This is a genomic window from Streptomyces sp. GD-15H (genome assembly GCF_045291515.1).
GTDB lineage: Bacteria > Actinomycetota > Actinomycetes > Streptomycetales > Streptomycetaceae > Streptomyces.
In genome coordinates this window covers 4,536,591-4,557,930 of sequence record NZ_CP149447.1, presented here as the reverse complement: position 1 = coordinate 4,557,930, position 21,340 = coordinate 4,536,591, and the positions used below count along the sequence as shown (strand labels likewise).

General features: G+C 72.2%; 17 protein-coding genes, 2 tRNA genes, 4 pseudogenes and 1 riboswitch. Of the genes and pseudogenes, 12 read left to right on the top strand and 11 right to left on the bottom strand.

Annotation, left to right across the window (positions count from 1 at the left end; genetic code table 11):
- Positions 1-188 precede the first annotated feature (188 nt).
- The 4 genes and pseudogenes from WJ438_RS21510 (at position 189) to WJ438_RS21495 (ending at position 5,288) form a co-directional block, all read left to right on the top strand.
- Positions 189-1,612: pseudogene (locus tag WJ438_RS21510) on the top strand (MFS transporter).
- 79 nt (positions 1,613-1,691) lie between these two features.
- The gene (lhgO, locus tag WJ438_RS21505; protein WP_406726682.1) at positions 1,692-2,936 is read left to right on the top strand and encodes an L-2-hydroxyglutarate oxidase; all 1,245 of its coding nucleotides are present in this window, start codon (positions 1,692-1,694) and stop codon (positions 2,934-2,936) included.
- Between the two features lie 76 nt (positions 2,937-3,012).
- Positions 3,013-3,874, top strand: a pseudogene (trmB, locus tag WJ438_RS21500) (tRNA (guanosine(46)-N7)-methyltransferase TrmB).
- Positions 3,875-3,926: 52 nt separating this feature from the next.
- Positions 3,927-5,288 carry a PrsW family intramembrane metalloprotease gene (locus WJ438_RS21495; protein ID WP_406726681.1) on the top strand — a complete coding sequence of 454 codons (1,362 nt, stop codon included), beginning with the start codon at positions 3,927-3,929 and terminating at the stop codon, positions 5,286-5,288.
- 64 nt (positions 5,289-5,352) lie between these two features.
- Here the strand turns inward: WJ438_RS21495 and WJ438_RS21490 are convergent, their stop codons facing one another.
- The 3 genes from WJ438_RS21490 to WJ438_RS21480 all read right to left on the bottom strand — a co-directional run bounded on the left by WJ438_RS21490 (position 5,353) and on the right by WJ438_RS21480 (position 8,142).
- Positions 5,353-6,387, bottom strand: coding sequence for a M23 family metallopeptidase (locus tag WJ438_RS21490; RefSeq protein WP_406726680.1), 1,035 nt, complete (start codon positions 6,385-6,387; stop codon positions 5,353-5,355).
- An 11-nt stretch (positions 6,388-6,398) separates the two neighbouring features.
- Positions 6,399-6,555, bottom strand: a riboswitch (cyclic di-AMP (ydaO/yuaA leader).
- Positions 6,556-6,869: 314 nt separating this feature from the next.
- A tRNA-Met gene (locus tag WJ438_RS21485) sits at positions 6,870-6,943 on the bottom strand.
- A gap of 65 nt (positions 6,944-7,008) precedes the next feature.
- Complete coding sequence (locus WJ438_RS21480) at positions 7,009-8,142, bottom strand: dihydrofolate reductase family protein (RefSeq protein WP_406726679.1); 1,134 nt, start codon at positions 8,140-8,142, stop codon at positions 7,009-7,011.
- Between the two features lie 331 nt (positions 8,143-8,473).
- Here WJ438_RS21480 and WJ438_RS21475 point away from each other — a divergent pair, with 331 nt between their 5' ends.
- The gene (locus WJ438_RS21475; RefSeq protein ID WP_406726678.1) at positions 8,474-9,748 is read left to right on the top strand and encodes a cation:proton antiporter; all 1,275 of its coding nucleotides are present in this window, start codon (positions 8,474-8,476) and stop codon (positions 9,746-9,748) included.
- Positions 9,749-9,823: 75 nt separating this feature from the next.
- Here WJ438_RS21475 and WJ438_RS21470 read toward each other — a convergent pair whose 3' ends face one another.
- Both WJ438_RS21470 and WJ438_RS21465 read right to left on the bottom strand, forming a co-directional pair.
- Positions 9,824-10,525: a response regulator gene (locus WJ438_RS21470; RefSeq protein WP_406726677.1), complete on the bottom strand. Its 702-nt coding sequence runs from the start codon at positions 10,523-10,525 to the stop codon at positions 9,824-9,826.
- 2 nt (positions 10,526-10,527) lie between these two features.
- A complete protein-coding gene (locus WJ438_RS21465; RefSeq protein ID WP_406726676.1) occupies positions 10,528-11,526 on the bottom strand; it encodes a histidine kinase in 999 nt (332 codons plus the stop codon).
- Between the two features lie 504 nt (positions 11,527-12,030).
- Here WJ438_RS21465 and WJ438_RS21460 point away from each other — a divergent pair.
- From WJ438_RS21460 to WJ438_RS21430, 7 genes and pseudogenes are all read left to right on the top strand, one after another.
- Positions 12,031-12,321, top strand: coding sequence for a DUF3040 domain-containing protein (locus WJ438_RS21460; protein WP_406726675.1), 291 nt, complete (start codon positions 12,031-12,033; stop codon positions 12,319-12,321).
- A 218-nt stretch (positions 12,322-12,539) separates the two neighbouring features.
- Entirely contained in the window at positions 12,540-12,665 is a 126-nt protein-coding gene (locus WJ438_RS21455) for a hypothetical protein (RefSeq protein ID WP_406726674.1), read from the top strand.
- Between the two features lie 275 nt (positions 12,666-12,940).
- Complete coding sequence (locus WJ438_RS21450; protein WP_406726673.1) at positions 12,941-14,158, top strand: cation:proton antiporter; 1,218 nt, start codon at positions 12,941-12,943, stop codon at positions 14,156-14,158.
- Positions 14,159-14,297: 139 nt separating this feature from the next.
- Positions 14,298-14,723 (top strand): hypothetical protein, encoded by a 426-nt coding sequence (locus WJ438_RS21445; RefSeq protein WP_406726672.1) that lies wholly within the window; start codon positions 14,298-14,300, stop codon positions 14,721-14,723.
- A 77-nt stretch (positions 14,724-14,800) separates the two neighbouring features.
- A complete protein-coding gene (locus tag WJ438_RS21440; RefSeq protein WP_406726671.1) occupies positions 14,801-15,286 on the top strand; it encodes a TetR/AcrR family transcriptional regulator in 486 nt (161 codons plus the stop codon).
- A gap of 1 nt (position 15,287) precedes the next feature.
- Complete coding sequence (locus tag WJ438_RS21435) at positions 15,288-15,653, top strand: hypothetical protein (protein WP_406726670.1); 366 nt, start codon at positions 15,288-15,290, stop codon at positions 15,651-15,653.
- Positions 15,654-15,747: 94 nt separating this feature from the next.
- Positions 15,748-16,236 (top strand): annotated as a pseudogene (locus WJ438_RS21430) (FAD-dependent oxidoreductase); the annotation flags it as partial.
- Between the two features lie 372 nt (positions 16,237-16,608).
- On the opposite strand, the gene WJ438_RS21425 reads toward WJ438_RS21430, so the two are convergent.
- From WJ438_RS21425 to WJ438_RS21400, 6 genes and pseudogenes are all read right to left on the bottom strand, one after another.
- Positions 16,609-16,794: a ferredoxin gene (locus WJ438_RS21425; RefSeq protein ID WP_406729979.1), complete on the bottom strand. Its 186-nt coding sequence runs from the start codon at positions 16,792-16,794 to the stop codon at positions 16,609-16,611.
- A 147-nt stretch (positions 16,795-16,941) separates the two neighbouring features.
- Positions 16,942-17,325: pseudogene (locus WJ438_RS21420) on the bottom strand (NADH-ubiquinone oxidoreductase-F iron-sulfur binding region domain-containing protein); the annotation flags it as partial.
- Between the two features lie 254 nt (positions 17,326-17,579).
- Positions 17,580-17,652 (bottom strand) — tRNA-Lys (locus tag WJ438_RS21415).
- A gap of 154 nt (positions 17,653-17,806) precedes the next feature.
- Positions 17,807-19,975, bottom strand: a complete 2,169-nt coding sequence (locus WJ438_RS21410; RefSeq protein ID WP_406726669.1) for a DEAD/DEAH box helicase — start codon at positions 19,973-19,975, stop codon at positions 17,807-17,809.
- Between the two features lie 314 nt (positions 19,976-20,289).
- Positions 20,290-20,841, bottom strand: coding sequence for a hypothetical protein (locus WJ438_RS21405; RefSeq protein ID WP_406726668.1), 552 nt, complete (start codon positions 20,839-20,841; stop codon positions 20,290-20,292).
- A 95-nt stretch (positions 20,842-20,936) separates the two neighbouring features.
- The gene (locus tag WJ438_RS21400) at positions 20,937-21,287 is read right to left on the bottom strand and encodes a metallopeptidase family protein (RefSeq protein WP_406729763.1); all 351 of its coding nucleotides are present in this window, start codon (positions 21,285-21,287) and stop codon (positions 20,937-20,939) included.
- Positions 21,288-21,340 lie beyond the last annotated feature (53 nt).

Below are 21,340 nucleotides of genomic sequence, written 5' to 3'. Positions count from 1 at the left end.
CCGGGCGCACGGCCACACGCCGGGAGCATGCAGCAACCGCGCGTATCGGACCCGTACTTCAGTACGGACCACAATCCCGCCATCCGGAAGAATGCCCCTTAACGCTTGGGATGCGGCGAACTACGCTGGGTTTACGAATGCCGCCGGGTTATGCCAGTGCGGCAGCCGTCTGTGTCGAGGGGTGGCGCATGTCCAGGGAGCAACGCGGGCCGAACGAAAAACTCGGCACCGTTCTCGCCCTCGCGGGAATCTCCAACGCGGGCCTCGCACGGCGCGTCAACGACCTTGGCGCCCAGCGCGGGTTGACCTTGCGCTACGACAAGACGTCGGTGGCGCGCTGGGTGTCGAAGGGGATGGTGCCGCAGGGTGCGGCGCCGCACCTGATCGCCGCCGCCATCGGCCAGAAACTCGGCCGCCCGGTGCCGCTCCACGAGATCGGCCTGGCGGACGCGGATCCCGCACCCGAAGTGGGCCTCGCCTTCCCCCGGGACGTCGGACAGGCGGTGAAGTCCGCCACCGAGCTGTACCGGCTGGACCTGGCCGGCCGCAGAGCGGGGTCCGGCGGCATCTGGCAGTCGCTCGCCGGATCGTTCGCGGTGAGCGCATACGCAACACCTGCCTCGCGCTGGCTGATAACCCCGGCCGACAGTTCGGTCGCGCGCGAGGTGAGCCCGGCGGAGGGCTCGGCCGCACCGGCCAAAGTCGGCCACAGCGATGTACGGAAACTGCGCGAGGCGGCCGAGGACGCGCGGCGCTGGGACTCCAAGTACGGCGGCGGCGACTGGCGTTCCTCGATGGTCCCCGAGTGCCTGAGGGTGGAGGCGGCGCCCCTGCTGCTGGGCTCCTACGCCGACGACGTCGGCCGCGCCCTGTTCGGCGCGTCCGCCGAACTCACCCGGCTCGCCGGTTGGATGGCCTTCGACACCGGCCAGCAGGAGGCCGCCCAGCGCTACTACATCCAGGCCCTGCGCCTGGCCCGCGCGGCGGCCGACGTCCCCCTGGGGGATACGTCCTGGCCTCCATGTCCCTCCAGGCGACCTACCGCGGTTTCGGCGACGAGGGCGTCGACCTCGCCCAGGCCGCGCTGGAACGCAACCGCGGCCTGGCCACGGCCCGCACCATGAGCTTCTTCCGGCTCGTGGAGGCACGCGCGCACGCACGCGCGGGTGACGCCCCGGCGGCCGGCGCGGCCCTGAAGTCGGCCGAGGGCTGGCTGGAACGTTCCCGCCCCGGCGACAGCGACCCGAGCTGGCTCGGCTTCTACTCCTACGACCGGTTCGCCGCCGACGCCGCGGAGTGCTACCGCGATCTGAAGGCCCCCCGCCAGGTCCGCCGCTTCACCGAGCAGGCGCTGTCGCGGCCGACGGAGGAGTTCGTGCGCTCGCACGGCCTGCGGCTCGTCGTCTCGGCGGTCGCCGAACTGGAGTCGGGCAACCTGGACGCCGCGTGCGAGCAGGGCGTGCGCGCGGTGGAGGTGGCCGGCCGCATCTCGTCCGCCCGCACCACCGAGTACGTCAAGGACCTCCTGCACCGCCTGGAGCCCTATGGCGACGAACCCCGCGTGGTCGAGCTGCGCGAGCGGGCCCGGCCGCTGCTGATGACGCCCGCCTGAGCCTCGCCCGACCGGGCCGCCACCGAGACCGGCGCGACCCCCTGCCGCCTCCGGGGTTTACGGGGTTGTCAGTGGCACAGTGCACTATCGGGAGCGGGAGGTGGTGCGGGTGGTGCGGCGGTCGTACGACTGTGACGTGCTGGTGATCGGCGGCGGCGTCATCGGCCTGTCGACGGCGTACGCGATCACTCGCGCGGCGCCGGGCACGCGGGTCACGGTGCTGGAGAAGGAACCCGGCCCCGCCCGGCACCAGACGGGCCGCAACAGCGGCGTCATCCACAGCGGCATCTACTACCGCCCCGGCTCCCTCAAGGCGCGGTACGCGGTACGGGGCGCGGCGGAGATGGTCAAGTTCTGCGCGGAGTACGGCATCCCGCACGCCGTGACGGGCAAGCTGATCGTCGCCACCGACCGGGACGAACTGCCCCGCCTGCACGCCCTGGTCCAGCGCGGCCGGGAGAACGGGCTGACGGTCCGCGAACTGGGCGCGGCGCAGATCGCCGAGTACGAGCCGGAGATCGAGGGCCTGGCCGCCATCCACGTCGGCACCACCGGCATCTGCGACTTCGCGGCGGTGGCCCGTCACCTGGCGGAGGCGTCCGGAGCGGAGATCCGCTACGGCGCGCGGGTCGTCCGCGTCGACCGCCGCCCGGAGCTGGGCGTCGCGGCCCTGACCGCCGCCGGGGACGTCGTGCGCGGCCGGGTCCTGGTGAACTGCGCCGGGCTGTACTGCGACGAGATCGCCCGCCTCACCGGTGACGATCCCGGCATGCGCATCGTGCCGTTCCGCGGCGAGTACCACGAGCTGGCCCGGCCGGAGCTGGTCCGCGGCCTGGTCTACCCGGTGCCCGACCCGGCGTTCCCGTTCCTCGGCGTCCACCTCACGCGCGGCGTCCACGGCGGCGTCCACGTCGGCCCCAATGCCGTACCGGCGCTGGCCCGAGAGGGCTACGACCGGCGTACGGTCCGCCCGCGCGAGCTGGCCGCCACCCTGGTCTGGCCGGGCTCCCGGCACCTGGCCCGCCGCCACTGGCGGTACGGCACCGGCGAGCTGCACCGCTCCCTGTCCCGGCGGGCCTTCACCGAGGCGGTCCGCCTGCTCCTGCCCGCGGTCCGGGAGGCCGACCTGCTGCCCGCCCCGGCCGGCGTGCGCGCCCAGGCCGTCCTGCGCGACGGCACCCTGGCCGACGACTTCCTGATCCAGGAAACCCCCCGCGCGATCCACGTCCTCAACGCCCCCTCCCCCGCCGCAACCGCGTCCCTGCCCATCGGCCGCGAAATCGCCCACCGCGCACTGAGCGCCCTGGCCGACCCGGCGCGGTGAGGAGCCGGCCGGTCGCTCGCCGCTGCCGACGCGACCGTGAAGTCACCGTGAGGCCCGCCGTAAAATCGAGAGCACTGTGTCTGACTCCTTGAACACCTCCGCAGCCGCGCACGCCGAGCACACGCCCGGTGTGTTCGATCCGCCGTACCCGGGAGAGGGGGGAGCCCCGCTTCCCCGACGGGCCGAAGGCCGATCCCGCCGGGTCGCACTTCGAGCGGCGAATCCGGAGTTTCCAGCCGCGCCGGAGCCGGGTCACCGCCGGGCAGGCGGACGCGCTGCAGCGGCTGTGGCACCGGTGGGGCTTCGACGTCGACGGGAGGCACCGGCTCGACCTCGCCGATTTCTTCGGCAACGACCGCCCCGTCGTCCTCGAGATCGGCTTCGGCATGGGTGAGGCCACCGCGCGCATGGCCGCCGCCGACCCCGGCACCAACATCCTCGCCGTGGACGTCCACACCCCCGGCCAGGGCCATCTGCTCGGCCTCGCCGACCAGCGCGGCCTGGACAACGTGCGCGTCGGCAACGGCGACGCGATCATCCTGCTCCGCGAGATGCTCACCCCCGACTCCCTGAGCGGACTGCGCGTCTTCTTCCCCGACCCCTGGCCCAAGAAGCGGCACCACAAGCGCCGGCTGATCCAGCCCGACTTCCTCACCCTCGCCGCGACCCGCCTGGCACCGGGCGCGGTCGTGCACTGCGCCACCGACTGGGAGTCTTACGCCCAGCAGATGCTCGAGGTGCTGACCGCGCATCCCGCCTTCGAGAACACCCTGGCGGACGGCGGTTTCGCGCCGCGCCCGGAGTTCCGCCCGCTGACCCGTTTCGAGGGACAGGGACTGGAGAAGGGCCATGTGGTGAACGACCTGCTCTTCCGTCGCGTACAGCACGACGACCGGCACAGCGGCCGGCCCACCGGGCAATCCCCCACCGGCGCCTGAGCCCACCTGGCGTACCTGCGGGCAGCGCCCTTCCCTCGTTAGGGTCAATGCCGTGGACACCAGCCGTCCGTACCCGACGCAGCCCAGCGCGGCGGCACACCCCGCCGGGCCGCCCGGTCGAGCCCCGCGGCACGCGCACTGGTGGCAGCGGCCCTGGGTGCGCTGCGGAGCGCTGATCACCCTCCTCGCGCTCTCCGGCCTGGTCATCCTGGGTCTGGTCCGCGAGCAGACCGGCACGGAGGGCTTTCTGGTCGGCCTCGGCCTCGCCGTCCTCCCGGTGCCGCTGCTCATCGCCGCCTTCCGCTGGCTGGACCGCGTCGAACCGGGCCCCTGGCGCAACCTCGCCTTCTCCTTCGCGTGGGGTGCCTGCGCCGCCGCGCTGATGGCGATCGTCGCCAACAGCTTCGCCACGCAGTGGATAGCGGCGGAGACGGCGGACCCGTCCCGCGCCGACACCCTCGGCGCGACCGTCATCGCCCCCGTCGTGGAGGAGTCGGCGAAGGCCGCCGCCGTCCTGCTGGTCTTCCTCTTCCGCAGACGCGATTTCACCGGAATCCTCGACGGCGTGGTGATAGCCGGGGTCACCGCCACCGGCTTCGCCTTCACCGAGAACATCCTCTACCTGGGCAACGCCTTCGGCACCGACCAGCTCACCGGCGGCAGCGGCGTCTCCTCCGTCACCGCGGCGACCTTCTTCGTCCGCGTCGTCATGTCGCCGTTCGCGCACCCGCTCTTCACCGTGCTCACCGGCATCGGCTTCGGCGTCTCCGCGCTCGCCACCGAGCGCCGGCGTCTGTGGCGCGTCCTGCTGCCGCTGGGCGGTCTGCTGCTCGCGATGGGCGTGCACGCGCTGTGGAACGGCTCCTCGGCCCTCGGCGAGTACGGCTTCTTCGCCGTGTACGCGGCGTTCATGGTGCCGTCGTTCTGCCTGCTGACCTGGCTGGTGGTGTGGACGCGGCAGCGCGAGCTGCGGACCGTACGGACGGAACTGCCCGCGTACGTCGTCGCCGGCTGGCTGACCCCGGCCCAGCCGTTCGCGCTCGGCTCGATGCGGGCCCGGCGCCTCGCCCGGCGGTACGCGCGCCGGCACGGGGGCCGGGCGACGGCGCGGGCGGTGGCGCGGTACGAGGCGTACGCGACGTCACTGGCGTTCCTGCGGCACCGGGCACGCCGCGGCCGCGCGGGCACGGACTTCGCGGCACGGGAGGGGGAGCTGCTGCGGGAACTGTGGCGCCGCCGCGACGCGGCCCGCCCGGCCCTGGAGCAGGCGGCCCGCGCCCTCGCGCCTCCCGTGCCGCACTGGCCGGTGTACGGCGCGTACGGCAGGCCCGGCGCCGCGACCCCCGCATATGCCCCGTACCCCGCGCATTCCGCGTACCGGCCGAACCCTCACGCGTACCCGTACCGCCCCTGAAACGTCTGACCGGCAGCCCTGACGTCGGGGGGTCGTCGTCAGGACTGCCGGGGCTGTGATCGTCTCAGACGGTGAGGCCCTTCGACTGCAACCAGGCCAGCGGGTCGATGCCCGAGGCGGAGCCGCCGGGGTGGACCTCCAGGTGGAGGTGGGCGCCGGTGGAGTTGCCGGTGGAGCCGACGCGGCCGATCACATCGCCGGTGGTGACCTGCTGGCCGACGCTGACGCTGATGGAGGACTGGTGGGCGTACCAGATCTCGGTGCCGTCGTCGAGGGTCAGCACGGTCTTGTAGCCGTAGGAGCCGTCCCAGCCTGCGGAGGTGATCGTGCCGGTGTGGACCGCCTTGATCAGCGTGCCCGTGGGGGCGGCGAAGTCCAGGCCGGTGTGCTGGCCGGAGGACCAGTAGGCGCCGGCCTGACCGAAGGTCGAGGAGACGGTGTACGAGGAGGTGGGCAGCGCGTACTGCCGGGCCAGCTCGGCGAGGCGCTCGGCCTCGGCCTTCTTCTTGGCCTCCTCCTCCGCCTTCCGCTTCGCCTCGGCGGCCTTCTCCTCGGCCTCCTTCTTCGCGGCGGCGGCCTTCTCCTCGGCCTCCTTCTCCGCGGCGGCGGCGGCCTCGGCGGCGGCCTTGTCCTCGGCCTGGCTCTGCTGCTGCTCGACCTGGGCCATGATCCGGGCGTGCAGCGCCTCGCCGGCGTCGGAGGTGCCCTGCTCGGTGGTCTCGTCGGCGACCGTGCCGATGCCGCTGAGCGCGGTGGCGGAGCCCTCGGGGGTTTCCTCGTCGGAGATGAGGGAACCAACAGAGGGAAGGTCCGGCATCGAGAGGGAGATCGGCGGCTTGCCGGTCTGGGCGCTGGCCATGCCGCCACCGGCGACGGCGGCTATGACGCCGACGCCCAGGACCGTGGAGCTGCGGGCGAGGCCTCCGCTGCGCTGCTTGCCGACGCGGTGCCGGCCGCGCACGGGGTGGATGGACTCCTCGGTGGGGTTCCACTCCTCGAAGGGGCCTTCGTCGGTGCGGATGCCGCCGTAGCCGAAGGTGTCGCTGTCGTGCTGGCTCGGCATGAAGGGGGCCTCGGGGACAGGCCTGTTCGACGCCACGTGGGCGTACTCCTTTCCTTCCTTCTCGCCTACCGGGTTAGCTGACGGGTTCGGAGCAGGAAGGTCTCCTACGCGCGTCTACCGTCCGTGTCTCCACGGGGCATCCACGCGATTCACCCCAAGATGTTGGTTCCCCGGTTCCCTTGCGGGATTCGGCGCGTGCGCACGGAGCCGACTCGTGTGACGGCTGGGACGACCGCGCTGCGTTATCGAACGTTAATAGAGGTGGGGGCCGGGTTCCAAGCCGTTCCTCTTGATCCTTAACGATTTCCGCACGGACTTAAGCGCCACAACCGGCTAAAAGGGGGCGAGCTGACTCTGCCTCATGCGTCACACTGAACCTGACGGTTTATCAGTTGTTATACGCAATACGATAACCCGATCACCCGGTGTGACAACGGTGCGGGAGCCGGAACGGCGGTGCGGAAGCCGGGAACGACCGAGGGCCGGAACCCTTTCGGATTCCGGCCCTCGGCCTTCAGTAGCGGGGACAGGATTTGAACCTGCGACCTCTGGGTTATGAGCCCAGCGAGCTACCGAGCTGCTCCACCCCGCGTCGTTGTGTCACCAGCATACGGCATCCGCGGGACACTCCGCACACGCCTTACCGCCGCCCCCGCGTCACCGGCCGATCAGATGGCCGTTCGGCGCCTTGGCGGCCTCCTCGTGCTCCGGCAGTACGACGACCAGGGCGCCTCCGTCGGCCAGTACCCCGCTGCCGTCGGCCTCCGCCACGAAGGTGTCCGGCTCCCGCCAGGCGGTGACCACCCGCCGTACCCCCGCGTCCAGGATCAACCGCGCACAGGGCGCCGGACGCGAGGCGCGGCGCGCGCAGGGTTCCAGGCTGGAGTACACGGTGGCGGACGTGAGCCGCGGATCCGTGGGGTCGATCTTGGCGAGGGCGGCCTCCTCGGCGTGCACCACCGGGTCGCCGCCCTCCCGGGAGTGGCCGCGTGCCAGCTCGGTGCCGTCGGCCGCGACCACCACCGCGCCCACGCTGAACGCCGTCTCCGACGGCGGGCACCGGTCCGCCAGTTCACAGGCGAGTGCCAGCCAGTGGTGGTCGGCGGCGACGGGCAGCGGGCCGGTGCCGGGGGCGGTGGGTTCGTAGCGCATGAGGACGACGTCGCCGATCGGGCGGGTCTCCAGCAGCCGCAGCCGCCCGCCCTGGTAGGCGCCGGGACCGAAGAGGCGGGCGGCGTCGGGGTCACCGACGAAGAGCGGGGCGAGGACCAGCTGGAGCTCGTCGGCGAGGCCCTGGGTGAGGAGCTGGGTGTGGATCAGGCCGCCGCCCTCCACCATGAGCCGCCGGACGCCGTACACGTCGTGCAGGTGCGTGAGGAGCCGCCGCCAGTCGAGTGCGGCGCCGAGCGGTACGACGTCGGCGGCGAGGCCGTGCGCGCGGGCGCGCTCGGCGCCCTCGTCGGTGGTGTAGAGGACCTTCTCGCCGCCGGTGTGCCAGAACCGCGCCGCCGGGTCCAGGTCGCCGGAGCCGCTGACGGTGACCTTCAGCGGGTACTCGGACCGGCCCTCGGCGACCCTCGCGGCGCGCCGCTCGGGCGAGTTGACCAACAGGCGGGGGTTGTCGGCGCGGATCGTGCCGGCGCCGACCAGGATCGCGTCCACCGACGCCCGTACCTCGTCGACCCGGTCGAAGTCGGCCGGACCGGACAGCAGCAGCCGCTCGGGGCCGGTGTCGTCGAGGTAGCCGTCGAGGGAGACGGCGGCGGACAGCAGGACGTACGGGTGGGGCATCGACGCGCTCCTGGGGAGGGTGGGGGCTGCGGGGACTTCGGGCCGCTGAACTGGTTCAAGTCTGACAACCGGCTCATACGACGGGCCGGGGCCCTCCATGGGTGTCGTCCTCCACGCGGTTTGGGTGGTGTCACGGATGGTCGTCGCGTGGGGTCGGATGTGAGCGTGAAAAGACGATGACAGACGCGGCGGCCTCCCGGAACCCGGTCCCGGGAGGCACCGGCCGCAGCCCCGCATGGCGAGGAACCCCCATCGACGTGAAGGAGCGGTCCCCACTCGACTCGGTCGATGAGATCACACTCCGTTCCCGTGCTGTGGAAGGTGGTGACCCGTGGGACATGCCGACACACTGCTCGCCATGGGCGGCGCCTTCCTCGCCGCCGCGTTCCTCGCCCGCCTCGGCAGCCGGATCGGGCTGCCGACCATCCCCCTGTTCATGCTCGCCGGCATTCTGCTCGGCCCACACACCCCGGGTCCGGTCCTGGTCGAGGACGCGCACGACTTCGGGATGCTCTCGGCGCTCGGTCTCGTCCTGCTGCTCTTCTACCTCGGCCTGGAGTTCCACCTCGACGACCTGAGACGGGGCGGCCGACGGCTGCTCAGCGCCGGTGGCATCTACCTGCTGCTCAACGTCGGCGCGGGGCTGGGATTCGGGTTCGCCCTCGGCTGGGGAGCACGGGAGGCCCTGGTGCTCGCCGGCGTGCTGGGCATCTCCTCCTCCGCGATCGTCACGAAGATCCTCATCGAGCTGGGCCACATCGGCCGGCCCGAGACCCGTCTCATCCTCGGCGTCACCGTCGTCGAGGACATCTTCCTCGCCCTCTACCTCGCCGCTCTGCAGCCCGTCCTCAGCGACGCCCAGGGCCTCGCGGACACGGCCCTCCAGGCGGTCAAGGCGTTCGGCTTCCTGATGGTGCTCGCCGTCACCGCTCGCTTCGGCAGCCGGCTGTTCGGCCGGCTGTTGGCCGTACGCGACAACGAGCTGCTGGTCATCACCTTCCTCGGCACCGCGATCCTCGTCGCGGGCGTTTCCGAGGTGCTCGGGGTCGTCGACGCCATCGGTGCGTTCATGGTCGGTCTGATCGTGGCCGGCACGCCCTCCGCGCCCCGGATCCGCACGCTGGTGCATCCGCTGCGCGACGCCTTCGCGGCGATCTTCTTCTTCGCCTTCGGGCTGGCCATCGACCCCGGCGACATCGCCTCCGTCGCCGGTCCGGTGTCCGCCGCCGTGGCGCTGACCCTCACCATGAACCTGGCCGCGGGCCTGCTGGTCGCCCGCCTGTACCGCTACGGCGTCGACATCGCCGCCGACATCGCGACCACGCTCGTCGCCCGGGGCGAGTTCGCGCTGATCCTGGCCGCCATGGCCATCGGCGCGGGGCTGGACGACCGGCTCACCGCGTTCATCGCCGGATACGTGCTCGTCCTCGCCGTCCTCGGCCCAGTGCTCGCCGGACGGGCTGACCTGCTCGCGCACGTCCTGCGTGCCGTACAGGCGCGGCGGCCCGGCCACAGGCCCCCACCCGACGCTCCGGACGACGGACCCGCACCGGACCTGGACGCCGGGCGCGACCGGGAGCCCCTGCCCGCCGAGGCCGAGCGATAGCCCGGCGCGGGAAGCCGCCGCCCTGGCGCCGTCCCCCCGCGCCGGTGCCGGTACCGGCGCCCGTGCCGCTGCCGGTCAGGGCTCGATCAGTCCGACGCGGATGGCGTACCGGGTGAGTTCCAGCCGGTCTTTCAGGTCGAGCTTGGCCAGCAGGTTGGCACGGTGGCGCTCCACGGTCTTGGGGCTGATGACGAGGAGGTCGGCGATCTGCTGCGAGGTGTGTCCCTCGGCGACCAGCTTGAGGATCTCCTCCTCCCGTTCGGTGATGGCCTTCGTGGGCAGGTTCCGGCCGTCCCGGGCGAGTTCGAGGTAGTTGCGGATGAGGGCGTTGACGGCGCCCGGGTAGAGGAACGGCTCGCCGCGCATGGTGGCCCGGCAGGCCTCCACCAGGTCGCGGTCGGCGACGGACTTGAGGACGTATCCGGAGGCGCCGGCGCCGAGGGCCTCGAAGAAGAACTGCTCGTTGTCGTACATGGTCAGGATGAGGATCCGCGTCTGCGGGAGGGTGCGGGAGAGCTCGCGGGCCGCCTGGAGGCCGGTCAGGCGGGGCATGGCTATGTCGAGGATGGCCAGGTCGGGTTCGTGGGTGCGGGCCTGCTCGATGGCTTCGGCCCCGTTGTCGGCCTCGGCGACGACGGTCAGGTCCGGTTCGCCGTCGAGGATGAGCCGGACCCCTCTGCGGACCAGCGCGTGGTCGTCGGCGAGGAGGATGCGGGTGGGGGGCGGGGGGCCCGCGGCGGGGCCGGTGGGAGTGCTGGCGGGGGCCGGGTCGGTCATGTTCAGCGTTTCCGGTCGGGAGCGTCGGTCACGGGCGGCATGGTCCGCATGGGCGCGGGACCCCGTACGGGAACGGGTACGGACAGGCGCACCTGGGTCCCGCCGCCGGCGGCGGGACCCACATCGAGGTCGGCGCCGACGAGCAGGGCCCGTTCACGCATCCCCCGGATACCGGCGCCCTCGGACGCGGTGCCGATGCCGCGGCCGTCGTCCCGGATCCGGAGCTCGACTCCGGCGGGGGTGCGGCGCAGGGAGACCTCCGCGCGGCGGGCGTGCGCGTGCCGGGCGATGTTGGTGAGCCCTTCCTGGGCCACCCGGTAGAGGACCAGTTCGGCCTCCGGGCCCAGGTCGGGCAGGTCGGGATCGAGGCGGTGCTGGGCCGTCAGGCCGGAGCCGCCGAACTCGGCGGCGAGGGCCTTGAGGGCGCTGGCGAGCCCGAGTTCGTCCAGGACACCGGGGCGCAGCCGGCGGGCGATGCGCCGGATCTCGTCCAGGCTGCCCCGGGTGGTTTCCTGCACCAGGCTCAGCTCCTCGCGCAGCTCCACCGGAGCGTGGTCGGCGACCCGCTTGAGCTGGAGCAGGACGGCGGTGAGGCTCTGGCCGACCTCGTCGTGCAGTTCCTGCGCGATGCGGCGGCGTTCGTCCTCCTGCGCGGAGAGGGCGCGTGCGCTGCTCGTGGCACGTTCGTCCTCCAGCCGGTCGAGCATCGTGTTGTACGTGCTGATCAGCTCGGCGATCTCCCCGCGCCCGGCGACCTCGGGGCGCTGCCCCGGGCGGAGCAGGTCGGTGGTGGACATGGCGCGGGTGACGCGCTGCAGCGGGGCGAGGCCGACGCGCACCAGCAGCGCGTTGGCGAAGAGCATGGCGGCCAGCCCCACGGTGAGTACGGCGGCCTCGGTGAGCAGGACCGGGGTGGAGACGGTGACCGGTCCGAGCAGCAGGGCGGTGGCCGTGATCAACACGACGGCGTTCAGCAAAAAGATCCGCCAGAACAGTGGCACTCAGTACCACCTCCTCACCCCTGCTCACCGTGCGCCGTCTGCCGTACTGTCTGTCGTAGGCTCCCGGTGCGGCGGGAGCCTTCCCGGCGGCCCGGCGGCCCGTCGGTTCCGGGGGCGCGGGCACGCGGGCCGCCACGACCCAGCGTGAGTGCTGTTCTGGCTGTGCGCCATCCGTGCCAGCCCCCATTTTTTCACGGGTCCGTGGGTGTCGGGGCGCTCCACGTACATTGTCGACCCGCACGGAGATGAGGGCCGGACCCGATGGTCCCGGGGCCCCCGGCGGGCGACCCTTGAGGTGGACGCGGCCCGGTCCGCCGAACCACTCGCACCGGGCGGGTGATGACCTCGGCACCCGGGCAAGCTCCCCTGTGTCGGCCCGAGTCAGCGGGCCGACGGCTCATTTTTCGCCCCGGCGTCGGTGTTCACGGAACCGACGCCCGGAGGTGTTTTTCAGGTGGCGGTCGAATGTCTCACCGCGCTGCCACCGTTCGGGAAGGAGGAGACGTGCCCCAGTCCGACGACAAGCGCCTCGTCGATCTCGCGGCCCGAATCGAGCAGGACGACCCGCACTTCGCGCGCTCGCTGTCCAGTGGACGGCCGGCCAAGCCGCGCGAGTACCGACACACGCGCGCTTGGTGGGTACTGGGAATCGGCGTGATCCTGCTGTTCGTCGGCCTGGTCATGCCCCACGGACTGCTCATCGCGACCGGCTTGGTCCTCAGCGGAATCGGCGCTCAGCTGTTCGACCCCTACCCGCCCCGCAGGGACAGCCGGCACCGGCACTCGGCTCGCTGATACGGCTCGAACCCGTATTCACGCACGATTCACGCCTGTCGGTTTGTCATGTTGAGCGGCTTTCCTCATAGAGCGCCCCAGTTTAGGGTGCGCTAAAATCTTTACCAAGCGCTTACGCTCCATTGAGCAGCGTTCCGCTCCTTCGTTGAGCGTTGACCGCCGAACGTCGAGTGCTGAGCACTGACTGCTCGGCGTTGACCGTGGGGCGTCGAGTGCTGATGACCGGTTGGGCCGACGACGAGAAGAACGGGGGGCGTGGCATGGGTCGAGTGGTCCCCGTCCGTGTCGACAACGCCGCCCGCGACGGCGTCCCCGATACCGACGGCACCACCTTCCAGCCATGACGCCTGCCGCACGCCGCCTCCACCCACCCTGCCCGAGGCTCGGCACCGACCTCTCACCCCGTAGGGGACAACCCACCCCGTAGGGGACCCACCGGACACGCCTGCCCCACCTGACAGCCGATCCCGAAGCACCCCCAGCGCCTCGTCCCGGCACCTGGTTCCCCGGCTTCCGACTCCCGGTCTCCCCTCCCGGGCGTCCGCCCCTCCAGCCCAGCGAGCCCCAGCCCTCAGGCACAGACGCCGCCACCGAACCGATCCACGGAGGTCAGACGCCCGTGCACAACACCACCGCCTTGCTCATCGAACTCGGAGCGATCATCCTCGCTCTCGGGCTGTTGGGCCGCCTCGCCGGACGGGTGGGCTTCTCCCCCATACCCCTCTACCTGCTCGCCGGACTCGCCTTCGGCCATGGTGGAATCCTGCCGCTGCAGGCCAGCGAGGAGTTCGTCGCCACCGGCGCCGAGATCGGTGTCATCCTGCTGCTGCTCATGCTCGGGATGGAGTACAGCGCGTCGGACCTCGTCACCACCCTCAAGACCCAGTACCCGTCGGGCGCGGTCGACTTCGTCCTCAACGCCGCCCCCGGCGCCGTCGCCGCGCTGGTCCTGGGCTGGGGCCCGGTCGCCGCCGTCGCCCTCGCCGGGGTCACCTGGATCTCCTCCTCCGGGGTCATCGCCAAAGTGCTCGGCGACCTCGGGCGCCTGGGCAACCGCGAAACACCGGTCGTACTCGGCGTACTGGTCCTGGAGGACCTCGCCATGGCCGTCTACCTGCCGATCCTCACCGCCCTGCTGGCCGGCGTGAGTCTCGCGGGCGGCAGCGTCACGCTGCTGATCTCCCTGGGCACCGTCGGCGCCGTCCTCTACATCGCCCTGCGTCACGGACGCGTCGTCAGCCGCGCGGTCTCCTCCGACAACGCCGAGATGCTGCTGCTGGTGGTGCTGGGGCTGACCCTGGTGGTCGCGGGCGTCGCCCAGCACCTCCAGGTGTCGGCGGCGGTGGGCGCGTTCCTGGTCGGCATCGCGCTGTCCGAGGAGGTCGCCGAGGGCGCGCACGGCCTGCTGTCCCCGCTGCGGGACCTGTTCGCGGCGGTGTTCTTCGTCTTCTTCGGACTGCACACCGATCCGGCGGACATCCCGCCGGTGCTGCTCCCGGCGCTCGCGCTGGCCGTCGTCACCATGCTGACGAAGATCGCCACCGGCTGGTTCGCCGCCCGACGGGCGGGCATCCCGGCCAAGGGCCGCTGGCGGGCCGGGGGCACGCTGGTGGCGCGCGGCGAGTTCTCGATCGTCATCGCCGGCCTCGCCGTCGGCACGGAACCGCGGATCGGCCCGCTGGCCACGGCGTACGTCCTGCTCCTGGTCGTCATCGGCCCCCTCACCGCCCGCTGGACCGAACCGCTGGCCGGCCTCCTCACCCGCCGCAAGCCGGACGGGCCGCAGAGCGCCGCCGCACCGGTCGACCAGACGGAACCGGCCCACGCGGGCGGCTGACCACACACTGCGGTGCCCGGTCGGCGGCCCGGGACGGCGACTGGTACGGCCGCCGTCCCGGGCCGCCGACGGTGCGAAAATCAGCTCGGGAAGCTCGGGACGTACTCCGGAGGAGCGTCAGCATGACCAAGGCACCAGCATGATCGAGTGGGTCACCGTCGGTACCGGTCCGCGGCCGGTCCCCCGGCCCGTCGCCACTCCGCTGGTGTGGGCCGGTGCCTTCGGCGGCGCGTCGGTGCTGGTGGGCCTCCTCCACATGGTCGTGGGCCCGTACCACCCCGGGCTCTCCCTGGTCGCCCTGTCCCTGCTCGCCGCCCTCCTCGGCGTGTGCGCACGGTTCACCGCGGCCCCCGGCACGGCCGTCCTGTGCTGGCTGTTCCTCAACGGCTTCGCGGTGCCGCCCACCGGCAGCCTCACCTGGGCCGGACCCAGGGACACGTTCTGGCTCGGCTGCCTGCTCGCCGCCGCCCTCGCCGGCACGACCGCGTCCCGCCTGGCCCACGCCCGCGCGGCCTATCACCGCCTCACCACGCGGGCGGGCCCCGAGGACGGCCACTCGGCCTGACCGCCCACAGCCTTGCGCTTCACTTCAAGAACGCTCATTCTTGACCGATCGTTCTTCAATCCCGTACGGTCATGGCCATGGGACGACCACGCGCCTTCGACACCGATCAGGCCGTCAGTACCGCAGCCACCCTCTTCGCCACCCACGGCTTCGAGGGCACCTCGGTGGACGACCTGGTCACCGCCACCGGCATCCACCGAGGCAGCCTCTACAAGGTCTTCGGCTCGAAACGGGGCCTGCATCTGACCGCGCTCCGCCGGCACCTCGACCACGAGATCCACCCCGCCACCGCGGCCATCGCCACCCTCACCGACCCCGCGCAGGCGCTGACCACGGCCATCGCCTCCTACGACAACGGTCCCGCCGCCGGACTCCTCCTCCTCGCCGCCGCCGAACGCGCACCCCACGACCCGGAGGTCGCCGCACTGGTCGCGGAAGGGATCACAGCGCTGGAGGACGCCCTGCGCCCCTCCCACGGCGACGCCGCCCCGCAACTCGCCTCCACCGTCCTCGGCACCCGCCTGCGCCTGCGCGCCCGGCCGACCACTCCCCAGGAGCACTGACATGGCCCTGATCTCCATCGACCGCGAACGCGGCATACTGACCGCCGAGTTCCAGGGCCTCGACAAGCTCTGGACCCTCAAGAGCCGCCTGGAAATCCCCCTCGCCCACGTACGCGGCGCCACCCACGATCCCGGCATGGCCCGCGAACCCAAGGGCGTCCGCATCGCAGGCTCCCACTTCCCCGGACTGATCACCGCGGGCCGCTTCCGCCGCAACGGTGAACGCCTGTTCTGGGACGTGAAGAACCCGGACAAGGCGGTCGTCATCGAACTCGCCGACGCCGAGAGCTACGACCGGCTCGTCCTCGAGGTCGAGGACCCCCGCGCCACCGTGGACCTCATCGAACAGTCCATATCCCGCGGCTGAACCTCTGTCGGCGCGCTGTCACAACGACCGCTCGGGCGGTGTCCTGAGGTCGACCCACTGAAAACGGTCGAACCCCCGAGACGACGGAGACACCGTGTCCGAGAACACCGATGTGGTCGTGATCGGTGGCGGATACGCCGGCGTGATGGCGGCCAACCGCCTGACGCGGCGCGACGACGTGGCCGTGACGCTGATCAACCCGCGCCCGGACTTCGTCCACCGGGTCCGCCTGCACCAGCTGGTGGGCGGATCCCACGACGCGGTCGTCGCCTACCGGGACGTCCTGGCCGACGGCGTCCGGCCGGTGATCGACACCGTGACCCGGATCGGCCCGGCCGGGCGCGACGTGGCGCCGGCGGCCGGTGGCACGGTCGGCTACGACTACCTGGTCCACGCCGCGGGCAGCGGCAGCGCCGACCCGGGTGTGCCCGGAGCGGCCGAGTTCGCGTACCCGATCGCCACCCTGGAGGCGGCGCAGCGGCTGCGCCCGGTCCTCGACGCCGCTCCCGCGACGGCCGCGGTGACGGTGGTCGGCGCCGGTCCCACCGGCATCGAGACCGCCGGCGAGGCGGTGAGGGCGGGCGGCGAGTAGTCGGTGACGGCTACCGTGATTACTCTCTGCGGCCCTCACCGAAGAGTGACTGGCCGGGGCCCGGAAGTGGGAGCGACCGGCCGGGATCCGGGACCTGGGAGCGACGCTGCACCGCTGAGGCCGCTGGGGCTGTGCCGCCCTGACGCGATCACGGTCGTGCTCCTGGAGCGCCCGCCCGGTTCGGACCACGCTCGTGCTCGACGACCGGCTCGATGCCGTCGGAGAGGCACTCCGCGACGAGCGGGACGGCGGCCGCCGGTCACCCCGGCTGTTCGTGGGGTACCGCTCGGCGTGGTGCGGCTGTGGTGCGGCTCGGGAGCCGATCGGGCGGGGGCGTGGGCACACGGTTCAGACGGAGCGCCCTCACCGGGCACGCGGCGACCGCGCGCCGGGCGTGGGGAGCAGATCGGGCGGGACCATGGGGCTGTGGAGCACGGGGGAGCCCCATTCGTCCCGGCCGACCAGTTCGGGCAGGAGTGCGGCACAGCGTCCGTGTCCGTCGCAGGCGGCGAAATCGACGGCCCGTACGTGGCCTTGGTCACGGGTCATCGCCATTCCTCCTCCTCGGGGGGCCGGGCGGCGGACACGAACAGGACGAGAGGGGGAGTACGCGGCACGGCACGGACCGGCGTGTACATGCTGGTGGACGTCGTCGGCGAAGACCCTCAGCGCCGAGGCTGCCAGCCGCACCCCGCCGTCGGGACGGCTGCACGCGCCGCGCCCCGGGAGCAGCCCGAGACGGTGGTGCAGCCGGTCCAGCCGCTGGGCGCCCGCGCTGCCCCGGGCGAGCGCGGCGAAGTCCTCGGCGACGGCCGGCAGGCCGAACCGGCACGGCCCGCACTGCCGGGCGCTCTGCGCGGCAAGGCAGCCCAGCGCGGCTGCCGTCTCGGCGAGCCCGCAGGTGCCTTCGAGCAGCGCCACCAGGACGCCCGCCCCCGTTCCGGCACCGTGGTGCTCAGCGGCACCGGCAGCCAGTTGCCGAAGAAGCCGCCCGCGAGCACGGCGCCGAGCCGCCCCCTGCGGGCCGTCGGCATGTCGCAGCGCCGCCGTCACCGGGCTGCCCGCCGGGGTCTCGTACACCCCAGGGCATTGGACGGCGCCTGAGACCGTGACCAGCGTGGTGCCCGGGGCGCTGTCGCACTCGTCGGCCTGGACGTCCGGTTTTCACGCTGTGCCGAGAGGTGATCGGCTCGTAGCGACTGGGTCGCCGCTGTCAGCCGCCAGGTGCACGGGCGTTCACGCACTGGCCCGGAACCTCGAAGCGCTCCGGTCGGCTTTGGCCGACCGGAGCGCTTCTTCTCAGGTCAAAGAGCACGGAGCCCGCCTGCGTACCGTAGGCCCTGTGGGACTCGAACCCACAACCAATGGATTAAAAGTCCACTGCTCTGCCAATTGAGCTAAGGGCCCTCGGCGATGTTGCCTCCACGAGCATAGCGGGATGTGGGCGCTTCTTTGATCGGGTATCGGCGAGGTGGACCCGGACGGGTTCCGTGAAAAACGCGGGAGGGCCCGCACGACGGGTGTCGTGCGGGCCCTCCCGGGTCGGTCCGGTGCGCCGGGGTCAGCCGTTGCGCTTCCAGCGCGGCTTGTCCTCGCGGCGACCGATGGAGCCGCCACCGCGGTGGTCGTCACGCCGGCCGTACGGGCGGTCGTGGGAGGCGCCGGAACGGAAGCCGGGGCGGTCGCCCTGGCGGTCACGGTTGAACGGACGGTCGCTGCCGCGGTGGCCGCCGCGCTCGTCGCGACGGAAGCCGCCACGCTCGCCGCCACGGTCACTGCCACGGTCGCGGTTGAACCCACCGCGGTCGTCACGGCGTTCGAACGAACGGCCGCCACGGTCACCGTCACGGCGTTCGAACGAACGGCCGTCGCGGTCGCCGCGGTCGTCGCGACGGAAGCCGCCACGGTCGCCGCGGTCGTCACGGCGGAAGCCGCCACGGTCACCGTCACGGCGTTCGAAGGAACGGCCGCCACGGTCACCGCGGTCGTCGCGACGGAAGCCGCCACGGTCGCGGTCGCGGTCCCTGTCCCGGTCACGATCGCGGTTGAACCCACCGCGGTCGTCACGGCGTTCGAACGAACGGCCGCCACGGTCACCGCGGTCGCCACGGTCGTCGCGACGGAAGCCGTCCCGGCGCTCGGGGCGCTCGAAACGCTCGCTGTCACGCGCGGTCGGCTGCTCCGGCAGCGAGACCACGGTCTGGTCCGCCGCCTCGGTGGCCGCCTCGGCCACCGCCGCCTTCGGGTCCTCGCCCCGCTCACGGGCGGCCCTGGCGACCAGCCGGTCCGCCTCGTCACGCAGTTCGGACGCGCGGCGCTGCGCCCGCTCCAGCTCCTTGGTGAGCTGAGCGACCTCACGCTCCGCCTGCTGCGCCGCGTTGCCCGCCGACTCCGCCTGGACCTCGGTCATCGACCGAGCCCCGGTGATCTCGGCGACCTCCGGGTCGAAGGCCGCGCCGCCCTGGATGATGTGGCGCGTGGCGTCCACGCCCGCGTCCTCCATCAGCCGGAAGATCTGGCGCCGCTGGTGCGGCAGCGAGAGGGAGACCACGGTGCCGGTACGGCCCGCGCGCGCCGTGCGGCCGGCCCGGTGCAGGTAGTCCTTGTGGTCACCGGCCGGGTCGACGTTCAGCACCAGGTCGATGCCGTCGACGTGGATACCGCGCGCGGCGACGTCCGTGGCGACCAGGACGTTGACGTAGCCGTCCTTGAAGTCGGCCAGCGTCCGCGTCCGCGAGCCCTGCGTCATGCCGCCGTGCAGCGCGTCGGCCTTCGCGCCCGCTTCGCGCAGCTGGTCGGCGATGCGGTCCGCGCCCAGCTGGGTGCGGACGAAGATGATGGTGCGGCCCTTGCGGGAGGCGATGGCCGCGGTGACCGGCGCCTTGTCCTTCGGCTTCACGACCAGGATGTGGTGCGACATGGTCGTGACGGCACCCTGAGCGGCGTCGACCTCGTGGCTGACCGGGTCCTTCAGGTACCGGTCGACGAGGGTCTTGATCTCGTTCTCCATCGTCGCGGAGAACAGCATCCGCTGCCCGCCCGCCGGGATCTGGTCCAGCAGCTCCGTCACCTCGGGCAGGAAGCCGAGGTCGGACATCTGGTCGGCCTCGTCGAGGACGGCGATCTGCACGTTCTCCAGGGAGCACGCGCCACGGTTGATGAGGTCGCGCAGCCGGCCGGGCGTGGCGACGAGGATGTCGACACCGCGCTCGAGGGCGTAGATCTGGTTGCCCATGGAGGTGCCGCCGCAGACGACCTTCATGCGCAGGCCGACGATGTCGCCGTAGGGCTGGAGCGCGTCGGCCACCTGCATGGCCAGCTCACGGGTGGGCGTCAGGATGACGGCCCGCGGCTTGTGCTTCTCGGTCCGGCCGCCGGCCAGCGTGGTCAGCGTCGGCAGACCGAAGGAGAGGGTCTTGCCGGAGCCGGTACGGCCCCGGCCGAGGATGTCCTTGCCGGCCAGGGCGTCCGGGATGGTCGCCGCCTGGATCGGGAAGGGGCTGGTCACGCCGTTCTGTGCGAGCTTGCGCACGAGGCCCTCGGAAAGACCGAGGTCGGCGAAGGTGAGCTCGGGGGTGGTGTCGGCGTCGGTGCCACTGTCGTCCGTGACGTCGGTGCCGGTGTCGGCGGTGACGTCGGTGAGAACAGCGGCGATGTCGGTGTCCACCGGGTTCTCTGCGTTCTCAGAGTTCTCGGGCACGACGACGTGATCAGTACTGGCGATGGGCATACGAATGCGAAACCTTCCGGAGTCTCTTCGGCACGCGCCCGTCAACTCCGTGATTCGCAATTCGCAATATGACCGCCTCGATGCGGTCCACCACGGTAAGGGGAGAGTACGCGCCACACGGCGCGCTCTGCGGTGGCGCCGGGCAAATAGGATCAAACGATCTGCCACCATACGCACCCTCCCCCACCGAAAGCAAACCGAGCCCCCACCACCCCACAGACCCGCAGGTCAGCAGAGTGAAGGCCAACCGGTCCACACATCGGAAGGACTGCAGGACGAGCACGCACACCGGCTAGGAAACACTGGAAAAGCCCCTACATCGGCACCCCCGCCTCCGGCGCCGGTTTCCGCTGCGCCAACTGGGCCTCCGGCGGCTCGTGCGCCGACGAGGACGGCTCCGCGGCCGTCGGCTCCGGTGCGACCGACGGCTCCGGCGGCGGGGGCGCGGGCTCCGGATCCGCCGTCCGGCTCGGCTCCGGCGGATCGGGCCGGCCGTCGGGCGCCGTCGACCCCGTCGGCCCGCCCGACCGGGCGGTGTCGTCCGGCGCCGGCCCGCTCATGCCCGCGGAGGGCGACGCCTCGGCCGAGGCCGACGCCTCCGCCCTGCCCTTCCCGGGCCTGCCCTTCCCGCCCTCGCCCCTGCGGTTCCCGCGCTCGCCCTCGGCCGCCGCACCACCATGGGCGTCCCGGCCCTCCGCCCCCGGCGGCAATCCTCCGTCGGGCGCCGCACCACCCGGCCGGTCCGCGGAATGCGACGGCTTGGCGGCCCCGCCCACCCCGTCCTCACCGACACTCATACAGCCGGCGGCAGCGACGACAGCCACGACGGTGGCGGCCAGGCGGACGGGTACGTACAAGGGGCGCACGAGGCCACCTCCGGTTGCGATGCTGGGTCAACGTGCCCAACTCCCGCCGCCCGCAAGAGGACACGCCAGCGGCGCGCCAGTGACAGACCGGTGACCTATCCGTAGCCAAGCGCGTGCAGTCGGGCATCGTCGATCCCGAAGTGATGCGCGATCTCGTGCACCACCGTGATCTCCGTCTCGGCGACGACGTCCTCCCGGGACTCGCACATCCGCAGGGTCGGCCCCCGGTAGATGGTGATCCGGTCCGGCAGCACACCGGCGTACCACTCGCCCCGCTCCGTCAACGGGGTTCCCTCGTACAGCCCCAGTAGCTCGGGATCGTCCGTCGGCGGCTCGTCCTCGACGAACACCGCGACGTTGTCCATCAACCGCGTCAGCTCCGGCGGAATCCGATCGAGTGCCTCGGCCACCAGCTCCTCGAACTCCCCACGCGTCATCTCCAGCACACCGCCATTGTCAGCCATGACCCATCCGTACGAGCGCCACCGGACACCCCGCA